This window comes from Paraburkholderia sp. RL17-380-BIE-A, from assembly GCF_046028085.1.
Taxonomy (GTDB): Bacteria; Pseudomonadota; Gammaproteobacteria; order Burkholderiales; family Burkholderiaceae; genus Paraburkholderia.
Genome location: NZ_JARESQ010000019.1, coordinates 65,087 through 77,911 on the forward strand (window position 1 = coordinate 65,087; position 12,825 = coordinate 77,911).

At 63.7% G+C, this 12,825-nt stretch carries 8 protein-coding genes; 7 read left to right on the forward strand and 1 reads right to left on the reverse strand.

Annotation, left to right across the window (positions count from 1 at the left end; genetic code table 11):
• Nucleotides 1–386: 386 nt before the first annotated feature.
• The 4 genes from P0D68_RS27615 (at nt 387) to P0D68_RS27630 (ending at nt 7,278) form a co-directional block, all read left to right on the forward strand.
• Nucleotides 387–1,553: a formylglycine-generating enzyme family protein gene (locus tag P0D68_RS27615; RefSeq protein ID WP_408297998.1), complete on the forward strand. Its 1,167-nt coding sequence runs from the start codon at nt 387–389 to the stop codon at nt 1,551–1,553.
• Between the two features lie 103 nt (nt 1,554–1,656).
• On the forward strand, nt 1,657–2,715 hold the full coding sequence (locus P0D68_RS27620; protein WP_408298000.1) for an HAD family hydrolase: 1,059 nt from the start codon (nt 1,657–1,659) through the stop codon (nt 2,713–2,715).
• Nucleotides 2,716–2,841: 126 nt separating this feature from the next.
• Nucleotides 2,842–4,524 carry an arylsulfatase gene (locus P0D68_RS27625; protein WP_408298002.1) on the forward strand — a complete coding sequence of 561 codons (1,683 nt, stop codon included), beginning with the start codon at nt 2,842–2,844 and terminating at the stop codon, nt 4,522–4,524.
• A gap of 276 nt (nt 4,525–4,800) precedes the next feature.
• The gene (locus P0D68_RS27630) at nt 4,801–7,278 is read left to right on the forward strand and encodes a fused MFS/spermidine synthase (RefSeq protein WP_408298004.1); all 2,478 of its coding nucleotides are present in this window, start codon (nt 4,801–4,803) and stop codon (nt 7,276–7,278) included.
• 83 nt (nt 7,279–7,361) lie between these two features.
• Here P0D68_RS27630 and P0D68_RS27635 read toward each other — a convergent pair whose 3' ends face one another.
• Complete coding sequence (locus tag P0D68_RS27635) at nt 7,362–7,811, reverse strand: YMGG-like glycine zipper-containing protein (protein WP_408298006.1); 450 nt, start codon at nt 7,809–7,811, stop codon at nt 7,362–7,364.
• A gap of 724 nt (nt 7,812–8,535) precedes the next feature.
• On the opposite strand from P0D68_RS27635, the gene P0D68_RS27640 reads away from it, so the two are divergent.
• From P0D68_RS27640 to P0D68_RS27650, 3 genes are all read left to right on the forward strand, one after another.
• Nucleotides 8,536–9,882 (forward strand): DUF3300 domain-containing protein, encoded by a 1,347-nt coding sequence (locus tag P0D68_RS27640; protein ID WP_408298008.1) that lies wholly within the window; start codon nt 8,536–8,538, stop codon nt 9,880–9,882.
• 22 nt (nt 9,883–9,904) lie between these two features.
• Nucleotides 9,905–10,867 carry a DUF2950 domain-containing protein gene (locus P0D68_RS27645; RefSeq protein WP_408298010.1) on the forward strand — a complete coding sequence of 321 codons (963 nt, stop codon included), beginning with the start codon at nt 9,905–9,907 and terminating at the stop codon, nt 10,865–10,867.
• Nucleotides 10,868–11,072: 205 nt separating this feature from the next.
• Nucleotides 11,073–12,692, forward strand: coding sequence for a PqiB family protein (locus tag P0D68_RS27650; RefSeq protein ID WP_408298012.1), 1,620 nt, complete (start codon nt 11,073–11,075; stop codon nt 12,690–12,692).
• Nucleotides 12,693–12,825: the final 133 nt, after the last annotated feature.

Genomic DNA, 12,825 nt, shown 5'->3' on the forward strand with positions numbered 1-12,825 from the left:
TCATTTATGTCAATCTGATTGGACGACCCGAATGCCCATGCCCGCTGTCAGACACGTTAATGCAATGGTCCGCATTCGTCAAAGTGTCTCACGTGCATGGTTAAAAAAAGATATGAAATGTCGTCAAAAAATTGCTACTCTGCAACTGCTTGTTTGCGCGAGTGCAGCATCGTTACTCTGTATCGCTAAGCTTGTCCCAGTCTTGAAATGCTAGGCTTGAAATAAAGAGTCGACCGTCATATACGACGACCCGGCCGTTTCACTCCATGAGAGAAAAGATGACGAGTGCAAGAGATCGAGGGCCCGCGAAGTTGTCACACCCGTCGTCACGCCTGTCGTCACACCAGCACGGGGCGGCCGCAACCACTCTCTCGCGTTCCGGTGGCATGCGCAAACTTTTGCTATGGGGCACCCTGCTCGTCATGCTCCCTGCTTGTGTCGGCGCCGCAGTCAGTTGGGCCTTCACGCCGCACACCCCCGCTCATTCGGCCATCGTCCTCGGCGATGGCACGCATGGCCCGCTCGGCATGGCGTGGGTGCCAGGCGGACAGTTCCTGATGGGTAGCGACGCCAAACAGGCGCAACCCAACGAGCGTCCCGCGCACAAGGTCAAGGTGCATGGCTTCTGGATGGACCGCCATCACGTCACCAACGCCGAATTCCGCCGTTTCGTCGAAGCCACCGGCTACGTCACCACCGCAGAGAAGAAACCCGACTGGGACACGCTGAAAGTCCAGTTGCCGCCCGGCACGCCCCGCCCGCCCGAGAGTGCGATGGTGGCGGGTGCCATGGTATTCGTCGGCACCAACCGCCCTGTGCCGCTAGACGATTATTCGCAATGGTGGCGCTATGTGCCGGGCGCCGACTGGCGTCATCCGACCGGGCCGGACAGCAACATCATCGGTAAAGACGATCATCCGGTGGTTCAGGTCTCCTACGAAGACGCGCAGGCTTATGCGAAATGGGCCGGCAAGCGCTTGCCGACCGAAGCCGAATGGGAATTCGCCGCGCGCGGCGGTCTAGAGCAGGCCACGTATGCCTGGGGCGAACAGTTCTCGCCTGACGGCAAACAGATGGCCAATGTGTGGCAAGGCCAGCAGCCGCAGTCTTTCCCGGTCGTCAATCCGAAAGCCGGTGGCGCGCTCGGCACGAGCCCGGTAGGCACTTTTCCGGCCAATGGCTACGGCCTTTCTGACATGACCGGCAACGCGTGGCAATGGGTTGCTGACTGGTATCGCGCGGATCAGTTCCGACGCGAGGCGGTGAGCACCAGCGCGATCGACAACCCGGCAGGTCCGCGCGATTCGTGGGACCCCGCCGACCCGGGCGTACCCGTCGGCGCGCCCAAGCGCGTGACACGCGGCGGCTCGTTCCTCTGCAACGAAACCTATTGCCTGAGCTACCGGCCCAGCGCGCGACGCGGTACCGACCCCTACAACAGCATGTCGCATCTGGGCTTCCGGCTGGTGATGGACGAGGACACCTGGAAGGAAGCCGGTGCGCGCCAGGCGTCGGCAAAAGCCGCCGGCGCGCCCGGCATCCCTGGCGGTTAACGTACTGAACTGTTGTACTGGACTGTTGGTGAAACCCCGTGTTTCGCGCCTGCGATCTGTCGGCGCGCGTTGCGATTGACCGTGTGAACGAACCGGAGCCCGGATGCACCTGCGCCATCAGTCTGTGTGGTCGAGCCGTGCCTTGCGCCTGATACGCGTAGCGTGCGTTGCATTCAGTCTCGCGGGCTGCGCCGCGCCGCACGACGGCGTCGCACCCTCCCCAACGACAGCGAGCAATCCTGCCGCCGCATTGCCCTCATGGCGTGACACGCCCGCGAGACAGGCAATCCAGTCGTTCGTTGCCGACGTGACCCGTGAAGGCTCGCCGTCGTTCGTGCCGCCTGCGGAGCGTATCGCCGTATTCGACAACGACGGCACGCTGTGGAGCGAACAGCCGCTGTATTTTCAGTTCGTCTTTATGCTGGAACAGGTAAAGGCGGCCGCACCGCAGCACCCCGAGTGGAAAAACATCCCGGCCTTCAAGGCGCTCATGGCGAAAGACTACGGGGCGCTCGCGAGCCAGCAGAAAGCGTTGTTGCAACTGGTCGCGCTCGCCAATAGCGGCATGACCGTCGACGACTACGACAAGTCCATCCGCGCGTGGCTGGCAAGCGCACGCCATCCGAAATTCGGCCGGCCCTATACCGACCTCGTTTATCAGCCGCAACGGGAATTGCTCGCCTACCTGCGCGCCAACGGCTTCAAGACCTTCATCGTTTCGGGCGGCACGATCGAGTTCATGCGGGTCTGGGCCGAAAAGGCTTATGGCATTCCGCCCGAGCAGGTGATCGGCTCCAGCCAGGTCGTGCAGTACGAAGTGCGCAACGGCCAGCCCGTTCTCGTGCGCGAGCCGAAACTCGATTTCGTCGATGACGGGCCCGGCAAGCCCGTCGGCATCTATCGCAACATTGGACACAAGCCCATTCTCGCGTTCGGCAACTCCGACGGCGATCTGCAGATGTTGCAGTACACGGCCGCGAGCCCTCGCCGGCATCTCGCGTTGCTCCTGCACCACGACGACGCCGTGCGGGAATTCGCTTACGACCGCGCGTCGAAAGTCGGCAAGCTGGACAAGGCGTGGGACGAAGCCGTCGCCGACGGCTGGACGGTGGTGAGCATGAAAGACCATTGGCAAACCGTCTTTCCCGCACCGCAGCAGTGAGCGGCGGCAAGAAGCGGCGCGCGGCAAGTTCAGGCCGTGGGCTGCCGGCGGACGACGAGGGGCGACCCCGTCACGCGGAGCAATGCGTGACGGGTGGATAAGAGTCAACTCCATTGGAGCGACACGATGACAAACCTGTTGAAACGAGGGCGTTACGCGTTGGGGGCTGGCGCATTAGCCCTTGCCGCGTTCGGTGCGGTGATTTTTCCATCCATCAACGCGCCGGCCCAAACCCAACCGGCGGCCAAACCCGCCCCTACGAGCGCGCCGCAACCGGCCGCGAAGTCTTCGGCCAAGCCGAACATTCTCGTGATTTTCGGCGATGACATCGGGCAGGCGAACATCAGCGCCTACACGCGCGGCGTGGTCGGTTACAGAACACCGAATATCGACCGCATTGCGAATGAAGGCATGATCTTCACGGATTACTACGCCGAGAACAGTTGTACGGCCGGCCGCTCTTCGTTCATCACCGGTCAGTCGCCGTTGCGCACCGGACTGTCCAAAGTCGGCGCGCCGGGCGCGCCAGTCGGCTTGCAAAAGGGCGACATGACTATCGCCCAGGCGCTCAAGCCGCTCGGCTATGCAACCGGCCAGTTTGGCAAGAACCACCTTGGCGACAAGAACGAGTACCTGCCGACCAATCACGGCTTCGACGAGTTCTACGGCAACCTGTATCACCTGAACGCGGAAGAAGAACCGGAGCGCCCCTATTGGCCGAAGGACAAGAACGATCCCTACGTGAAGAACTTCTCGCCGCGCGGCGTGATTCATAGCACCTCGGACGGCAAGGTTCAGGACACCGGCCCTCTCACCACGAAACGCATGGAGACCATCGACGACGAAACCGGCGCGCACGCGGAGGAATTCATCCGCAAGCAGGTGAAGAACGGCACGCCTTTCTTCGTCTGGATGAACTTCACGCGCATGCACGTCTTCACCCACGTGCGCCCCGAGTTCAGGGGCAAGAGCGGCATGCCCGGCAATGAATATGCCGACGGCATGTGGGAGCACGACCAGGACGTCGGCAAACTGCTCAAGCTGCTGGATGACCTGAACATTTCCAGGAACACCATCGTCGTCTACACGACCGACAATGGCCCGAATCAGTTCTCGTGGCCCGACGCGGCGACCACGCCGTTCCGCAGCGAAAAGGACTCCAACTGGGAAGGCGCGTTCCGCGTACCGGCCATGGTGCGATGGCCGGGCCATATCAAGCCCGGCGAGACCTCTAACGGCATGTTCTCCGGCCTCGACTGGTTTCCAACGCTGCTGGCCGCCGCGGGAGACGGCGGCGTGAAGGACCGGTTGCTGAAAGGATGGGCGCCTAAGGCGGGAGGCACGAGCTTCAAAAACCATCTTGACGGGTACAACCAGTTGCCCTTCCTGACTGGACAGACGACCCAGGACCCGCGCACGGAGTTCTTCTACTTCGACGACGACGGACAATTGGTCGCGATGCGCTGGGATCAGGATGGCAACGCCTGGAAGGCGGTATTTTGCGAGCAGCGTGCCAAGGGCAACCTCGACATCTGGCAGGACCCGCTCGTCTGCCTGCGGTTGCCCAAGCTGTTCAACCTCCGCATGGATCCTTATGAACGGGCGGACATCACCTCGGATCAATACAACGACTGGGTGACGAAGAACGTTTACCTGAACGGCATAGCGACGCTCAAAGCATCGGCATTCCTGCAGACCTTCGTCGATTACCCGCCGAGCCAGCGGCCCGCGAGCTTTAGCGTGGACGGTGTGCGCCGGCAGGTCGACAAGAAGATCGACGAGTCGTTCAAGAAGCGCGGACTCGAGTAATACGTTTCAGCAGGCGCCGCACTTGCCGGCTTCCATTGGCATGTGCGGCGCGTTTACGCTTCGGTTTTCAAGTCCATTCACCTCGTCTCGACGCACTGCATCCGCGCACATTATCCGATGACCCAAACGTTGGCTCACCGCGCCAAAAACTCTCGCCGAGAGCGTCGCGCACAAGAACGCGCACAGCGCCGCGCCGATCCGCGTGAACATGAGCCGGCCGACACGGACAGTCGCTCTGCTTCTCCTGCTTCGCCTGCATTGCCGATTGCGTGGCCGATGCTCCTGCTGTTTGCATCGGGCGCGGCGTCACTGATTTACCAGGTGCTGTGGATCAAGCAATTGGCGCTCGTCGTGGGCGTCGACGTGCAGGCGGTCACGACCGGTGTGAGCGCATTCTTCGCCGGTCTCGCGCTGGGCGGCTGGCTCCTCGGCAGGTTCGCCGATCGCATCTCGCGGCCGTTGCTGCTTTACGCCGCGCTGGAAGGCGGCGCGCTACTGCTGGCGGTAGCCGGCACCATTGCGCTAGCACACGCGGCCGCGCCGTTCGCATGGCTGCAGGATCGCGCCGGGCCGCTCGCCTGGGCGTTGCCGTTTGCGCTGGTCGGCCTGCCCGCCGTGCTGATGGGCGGCACGCTGCCGGTGCTGATGCGCGCGCTGGGCCCTCGCGCGACACGGCTCGGCCGCGCCGGCGCGCGCCTGTATGCGGCCAATACGGGTGGTGCGATTGCCGGCACACTCGCCGCCGCCTTTGTGTTGATCCCGTCACTTGGCGTGCAAGGCAGCGCGTTCGCGGCCGCCGGGTTGAACGCGCTGGCCGCATTGGCTGCACTGCTCATTGGCCGTTTCGCTTCTGCACGCGAATCTGTCGATGGACAACCGCTCGAAACGGCCTCTGCCGATGAAACAGCAGTCGACCGGGCCGCGCCCGGCGCACGCCTCGCCGTCGTCCTCTATGCGTTCGCCGGCGGCATCGCGCTGGGTTACGAGGTCGTGTGGTCCCAACTGATCGTCCAGTTCATCAGCACCCGCAGCTTCGCTTTCGCGATCGTGCTCGCCACGTATCTACTCGGACTGACGCTCGGCAGCGCGCTCAGTTCGCGCCATGTCGATCGCGCGCGCGATCCGTGGGGCATGTTCGCGCTGCTGATCGTGGCCGCCGGACTCGTCGCGCTGCTGCAAGTGGCCGCGCTGGGCGGGTGGCTGCTCCAATGGCAAAGCCTCGCGCGCGAGGCAACCTTCTCCGCCACCGGCAGCCTGCTCGCCGCCATGTGCGCGGGCTTTGCGGTCGCGGCTGCGTGCGTCGTTTTCGTGCCCACGCTGTTGCTTGGAGCGGCGTTCCCATTCGCGTTGCGCGTGTGCGTGGATGCCCGGCACACTGGCCGCGATGTCGGCGCAGTGCTGGCGCTCAACACCGCGGGCGGTATCGCGGGCACGCTGCTCGCCGGCTTCCTGCTCGTGCCGGCACTCGGGCTGGTTCGTGCGCTCGCGGTGCTCGCAGTGCTCGCCGGCGCAGTGGCCGCCGTGGCCGTGTGGCGCGGCCAGGGCGTGCGGCGTGGCGCCCGCTGGTCCGTGCCGGTATTGGCCGCGGCCACCCTGTGTGCCGTGCTGCTGACGCCGCCGGATCGTCTTGCCAGCCTGCTCGCCGCCGCACGCGGCGGCACGCTGATCTCCTACGAGGAGAGTGCGGGCGGTACCGTGGCTGTGGTTGCACAGGGCGCGGGCCAGAAGCAGTTCCGGCGCCTCTACATTCAAGGCGTTTCCAATTCCGGCGACGCGATGACCTCGTTGCGCTACATGCGTCTGCAAGCGCTCCTGCCACTGCTGATTCACCGCGATACGCCGCGCAGCGCGCTTGTCATCGGACTCGGCACGGGCATCACCGGTGGTGCGTTGCTCACGTGGCCTCGCCTCGACCAACGCGTGGTCGCCGAGTTGCTGCCTGCGGTCGTACGCGCCGCGCCGCAGTTCAAAGGCAACTACGGTATCGGCACTGACCCGCGCGTCGACATTCGCCTGCGCGACGGACGGCGCGAGTTGCTACGCAGCAGCGAACGTTACGACCTGATCACGCTCGAACCACCGCCGCCCTCGGCGGCCGGCGTGGTCAATCTCTACTCGTCGGATTTCTACCGACTGGCGGCCTCGCGTCTGCGCACGGACGGTATCGTCGCGCAGTGGCTGCCGCTGCCGACCCAGAACGAAGACGACACGCGCTCCTTGATCCAGAGCTTCATCCAGGTGTTTCCGTATGCCACGCTATGGACCACCGAGTTGCACGAGATGATGCTGATCGGCTCGATGCAGCCGATCGAACTGGATGTGCCGCGCATCGAGTCGCGCTTTGCTCAACCGCAGGTGGCGGCGTCGCTGCGCGAGGTCGGCGTGGCCACGCCGGCGGCGCTGCTCGCGACCTGGATCACCGATCGCGCCGGCCTCGCGTATTACACCGCGGATGCCCTACCCGTGACCGACGACCGGCCACGCATCGAATACGCGGCGTGGGTGCGGCGCGACGCTTTTCCGGACACGCTCGCTCACCTGCTCGCGCTTCGCGGCGAACCGCCGTTATCGCACGCCGATGACAAGTTCCGCGCGGCCTTAAACGCCGAGCGCGGCGCGCTGCAAAGCTTCTATGCCGCGGGCCTCGACGCATACCGTGGCGAACGTGATGCATGGTCTCGCGATATTGGCGAGGCATTGCAGGCGCAACCGGACAATCCCTACTTCCGTTGGTTCGTCGGCGACGAACCGTAGAGGCGCACGAGGGAGCCTCAGCATCGTTCCGTTGATGCGGTGACCCACTCACCGCTATCAAAAGAAAAGGACCTTACGTGCGACTACTGAACCGTATAGCCTTTGCCTTGCATGCAGGAGTCGTAAGCGCGCCAATACGTGCTCATTGCCGACTGCTGGTTAGCCTGCGCCGTTTGCGCCTGAGCGGCTTGTTGCTGACGATTGCGCACGCCACCGGCCACCGCACCAGCGGTCGCGCCAACTGCGGCGCCATGTCCTGCGTCGTTATTACTCACGTCGCCAACGATTGCGCCCGCCGCCGCTCCACGAGCCGCACCGCGAACGCGCGCGCCTGTCGGCCCCGATTGTGGCGCAGGTGTTTGCGCGACCACGGCCGGGTCGATGCCGGTGCTTTGCTTTGCCCATGAGTAGCAGGCTCCATCGTCCGAGGTCTGCTGCTGTTGGCTTTGTCCATGCGCGGGATAGACGGACGGTTTTTGCGCCAGTGCGAGCGCGCTCATACTGGCCATGATCACCACGGCGATTCGTTTCATAGAGGTCTCTCATTGGATTGAGCGTTCGAGCAGCAGTCCGGGCCGCGGATCGAGCGGCGTGCGGCGTGCGGCGTGCGGCGTGCGGATGTATCAGGCAACCCCGCACATACGTCGCCACTTGGTCACTTCGCCGATCTGCGGCGAGGGAACGGTAGATTAGCTGACAGGGTGCCGAAAACGCTCAACGAAAATGAGTTTTCACATTTATCGATTGATATCGAGCTGCGCTAATATTTCGTCGTCCCGCGCAATCGAAACCGCAAACGAAACGGGCACAGGCTGAGTCAATATGTATCTTGACCCCGCCTGGCTACCCGGCGACGATTTCACAGTTCCTCAAGCAACCTATGAAACCTGTGCACGAAACGCAAGAACATTGTTGGATAGGCTGAAGGTCGGCAAAAGCGCCACATACGCGACACCGCGCTGCGCCGTTAATCCAACAACAAGAGAAATTCAACAAGAATTTACTTGAACAAAAGATTGCACAATTCGTGGGAAAAGGTTTATTAATCTTGCCATCATGCACGCGCTGTCTGCAAGACGATTCGGAGTCCGTTCGAAGCGCGATTGTCGCGGAACCTGCGCGGATCTCGAGCAGCAGTCCGCTGCACTGGTTAGCACCGCCACCCATGGCCGATCGCTTCCCAGTGGTTTCCGATGTGGATGTCTCACGCACCGCACCCGTGCGCCATATACAACTTCCAACAGGGGAGACTTGATCGTGAATCGCTCCAGGGCATACCAGAGAAGATCGCGGATTCTTCTAGCCACACTCACCGTATTGGCCGGCGCACCGTTGTTCCTCGAGGTCGCGGTGCCTGCCGCCTACGCACAGGCGCCGGCAAAAATTTCGAACCAGCAACTGGACTCGCTCACGGCGCCAATCGCGCTCTATCCGGACGCCCTGCTCGCCCAGGTGCTGATGGCGTCCACCTTTCCGCAAGACGTGCCGGCGGCGGAGGCATGGGCGAAAGCCAATCCGAATCTCAAGGGTGACGACGCCGTGAAGGCAGTGGGGTCCGAGCCGTGGGATCCGAGCGTGCAATCGCTGGTGGCGTTTCCGCAAGTGCTGGCCACCATGGCGTCGAAACCCGACTGGGTCACGCAACTGGGCAATGCCTTCCTCGCTCAACCGAACGACGTGATGGACTCGGTGCAGCGTTTGCGCAAGCAGGCGCAGCAGGCCGGCAACCTGCAAACCAACCAGCAGCAGAAAGTGGTGGTCGAGCAGAGCACCATCCAGATCGTGCCGGTGAACCCTCAGGTCGTCTACGTGCCGACCTACAACCCCACGGTCGTCTACGGCGCGTGGCCGTATCCAGCCTATCCACCTGTGTATGTTCCGCCTCCGCCGGGCTACGCGGTGGCGAGCGGCCTCGCCGCAGGACTCGCGTTCGGTGCCGGCGTGGCGATCACCAGTTCGCTGTGGAGCAACGTCAACTGGAACAATCACAGCGTCAATATCAACGTCAATCAGTACAACAACATCAATGTGAATCGCCGGCTCGACGTGAACAGCAGCACGACGAACTGGAACCGTAATGCGTCTGTCAATCGCAACACCACAGCCAACTTGGGCAGCGCGCAGCGCGACGCGTATCGCGGGCGCGATACGTCGGCCTCGCGTGCACAGGCGCAGCAAACGCTGCAGAACCGCACCGGCCAGAACCTGGGCGGAACCGCAAGTGAGCGCGTGCAGGGTATCCAGCATGGCGGCAACAATGCCGCCAACGTTCGCAACAACGCGCAAAACGTGAACCGCGACAACGCGCTGCGCGGCGCGGGCGACGGCGGCGCCGCGAAGCAGGACATGCAGCGCGGGCAAGCAAGCCGCCAACAGTTGGCGAACAACCGCGGCGGCAGTCCCGGCGCGAATGGCGGTGGTCAGCAGCGTGGCGGCAATCTGGGCGCGGGAGGCGGCGGCGAGCGTGCCGGCGGCGGCTTCGGTGCTGGAGGCGGTGGCGAGCGCGCCGGCGGCGGCTTTGGCGCGGGCGGCGGTGGGCAGCAGCGCGGCGGCGGGTTGGGTGCGGGTGGCGGCGGCCAGCGTCACCTCGGCCGGCAACGTTGAACCGATCTCACAGGAGCCGCTCATGATCCGTATCCATACATTCCAGACCGTCGGCGCACGTCTTGCCGACACGCTTCCTCGCGCCTTCGGCGCTCTCAAGCCACACTTTGCGGGCAGCGCACTCGGGCTTGCCGCGCTCATGCTCGGCGCGTCGGCGGCGCACGCGCAAGCCGTGTATCCGACAGCGGAGGCCGCGGCCAGCGCTTTCGTCAACGCGCTTTCCAGCAACGACGACACCGCGATGCAGCATGTGCTCGGCAAGGATTTCACGCACTTCATTCCCACCAAAAACATAGGCGAAGACGATATATACGAGTTTCTCGGCGCGTGGGCAGCAGGACACCAGATCGTCGACGATCCGGCGCCGCTCAACGGTCGCGCGAGTAAGCATCTTTCGGTCGGCAACAGTGGCTGGACGCTGCCGATTCCGCTCGTGCAAGCGGCCAATGGCTGGCGCTTCGATCCCGCTGCCGGCCGCGACGAAATCATGACGCGCCGCATTGGCCGCAATGAGCGCGCGGCAATGCTGACCTCCCTCGCCTATCTCGATGCGCAACACGACTACCAGGCATTGAACCAGCACTACGCGCAACACATTCTCAGCACGCCGGGTCAGCACGACGGCTTGTACTGGCCCACTGCGGAGGGTGAACCGGCAAGCCCGCTTGGCCCGCTTGCCGCGGCAATGCCGCATGGCGGCTCCGTTTCGAAGGAGGGTTATCACGGTTATCACTTCCGCATTCTGAGCGCGCAAGGGCCGCATGCGAAAGGCGGCAGCCAGAACTACATCGAGAACGGCACGATGACGAAAGGCTACGGCCTTGTCGCGTGGCCCGCCGAGTATGGCAAGACGGGCGTGATGAGTTTTATCGTCAATCAGGACGGGCAGATTTACCAGAAAAATCTCGGGCCTCAATCGGCACGTACCGCGACCGCGCTCAAATCGTTCGATCCGGACCCGTCGTGGGAGGCCGTGCAACCCTGAACGGGGCATCTGCGTCGCCGGCGCCACCCAGCGTGTGGCGCCTCGCGCGTCGCGCCCGGGGCGAAGAATGAACGCGGGGTGAACGCGAGATGAACTCGCGGCGAACACGGGGTGAACGCGGCTCGGCAGTTCGCCCCGCATCCCATTCAGGAGCGCGTGGCGAGCGGGAGCCAGGACGCAGCCAGTCACGCTTCGGAGCCCAGTCATGAATAGCCCGCAAGAACCCGTCCTCCCTCCCGATTTGCCCGATCCTGACATTGCGCCGCAGCGCAGTTGGCTGCCCTCGCTCGTCTGGGTCGTGCCATTGATCGCGGCGTTGATCGGTATCGCGCTTGTCGTCAAGTCCGTCACCGAACGCGGCCCGGCGATCGCGATCGTCTTCGAGAACGCCGAAGGTCTCGAACCCGGCAAAACCCAGGTCAAATATAAGGACGTGGAAATCGGTTCGGTCAAGGCGATCACCCTGTCGAAGGATCAAACGCACGTGGAAATCGCCGTGCAACTCACCAAGCAGGCGGAAAACTTCGCGGTCAAGGACACGCGCTTCTGGGTCGTTCGACCACGCGTCGGCGCCACGGGCGTGTCGGGCATCGGCACGCTGCTCTCGGGCGCGTATATCGGCGTGGACGTTGGCCGCTCCAAACAAACGCAAACCCACTTCGTCGGACTCGAAACGCCGCCCCCCATCACCACCGACCAGAAAGGCCACCGCTTCATCCTGCATGGCGATTCGCTCGGCTCGATCGACATCGGCTCGCCGATCTTTTACCGGCGCGTGCAGGTGGGGCAGGTCTACGGCATCGCGCTCGACAAGGACGGCACGGGCGTGACCATGCAGGTGTTCGTCGCCGCGCCGTACGACCAGTACGTCGGCACCAATTCGCGCTGGTGGCATGCAAGCGGCGTCAATGTCCGGCTCGACTCGTCCGGCTTCGTCGTCAACACGCAGTCGCTCGCAGCCATTCTGGTCGGCGGCCTCGCATTCCAGACGCCGCCGGGGCAGCCGATGGGCGTGCAAGCACCGGAGAAGAGCGACTTCCGCCTCGCCTCCGACGAGACGGACGCCATGCGCGCGCCAGACGGCGTACCGGTGCGCGCCGTGATGAATTTCAACCAGTCGTTGCGAGGGCTTTCCGTGGGCGCGGTGGTCGACTTCCGCGGCATCGTGCTGGGCCAGGTGACGGACATTGGTGTCGAGTACGATCCGCAGACGCAGAGCTTCACGATGCCGGTGACGCTGGACCTGTATCCGGACCGACTCAGACGGCGCGCCCGCAGCCAAACGATGCCGCAGGCCCGTTCGACCGCCAGCCACGACCTGCTGCGCCGTCTCGTCGAGCGGGGCCTGCGTGGCCAGTTGCGTACCGGCAACTTGCTGACGGGCCAGTTATATATCGCGCTCGACATTTTCCCGAAGGCGGCGCCCGTCAAGTTCGATGGCAGCATCGAGCCGGTCGAACTGCCGACCATTCCGAATACGCTCGACGCGCTACAGGTGCAGGTGGCCGATATCGCGAAGAAACTCGACCGGGTTCCGTTCGATCAGATCGGCGCGAACCTGAACACGTCGCTGAAAAACGCCGACGCGCTGTTCAATCGGCTGAACACCGAAGTCGTGCCGCAGGCGCGCGACACGCTCGCCGCCGCAAGGCAGACCTTTGGCTCGGCGGAGGCGACTTTGCAGCGCGACTCGCCGTTGCAGTCGGATGTGCACCAGGCGCTGCAGGAATTGACCCGCACGCTGCAATCGCTGAACGCGCTGGCGGATTATCTGGAGCGTCATCCTGAATCGCTCGTGCGCGGCAAAACTGGAGACAAGCCATGACATCGGCGCTGCTGAGACCGTTTGCCCTGCCCCACGACCTAACCAGCCAGGGCTACTCCGCCTCGCCGAACACCTCACACTGACGAACAGCCGCAAGCTCATCGCCCGCCCGCAACCACCCACAACCGCCCGT

Bases quoted from the DNA above. Each gene is read 5' to 3' on its own strand.
- P0D68_RS27630 (WP_408298004.1), top strand. From the start codon at position 4,801: ATGCTCCTGCTGTTTGCATCGGGCGCGGCGTCACTGATTTACCAGGTG.
- P0D68_RS27615 (WP_408297998.1), top strand. From the start codon at position 387: ATGCGCAAACTTTTGCTATGGGGCACCCTGCTCGTCATGCTCCCTGCT.
- P0D68_RS27635 (WP_408298006.1), bottom strand. From the start codon at position 7,811: ATGAAACGAATCGCCGTGGTGATCATGGCCAGTATGAGCGCGCTCGCA.
- P0D68_RS27620 (WP_408298000.1), top strand. From the start codon at position 1,657: ATGCACCTGCGCCATCAGTCTGTGTGGTCGAGCCGTGCCTTGCGCCTG.
- P0D68_RS27625 (WP_408298002.1), top strand. From the start codon at position 2,842: ATGACAAACCTGTTGAAACGAGGGCGTTACGCGTTGGGGGCTGGCGCA.
- P0D68_RS27645 (WP_408298010.1), top strand. From the start codon at position 9,905: ATGATCCGTATCCATACATTCCAGACCGTCGGCGCACGTCTTGCCGAC.
- P0D68_RS27650 (WP_408298012.1), top strand. From the start codon at position 11,073: ATGAATAGCCCGCAAGAACCCGTCCTCCCTCCCGATTTGCCCGATCCT.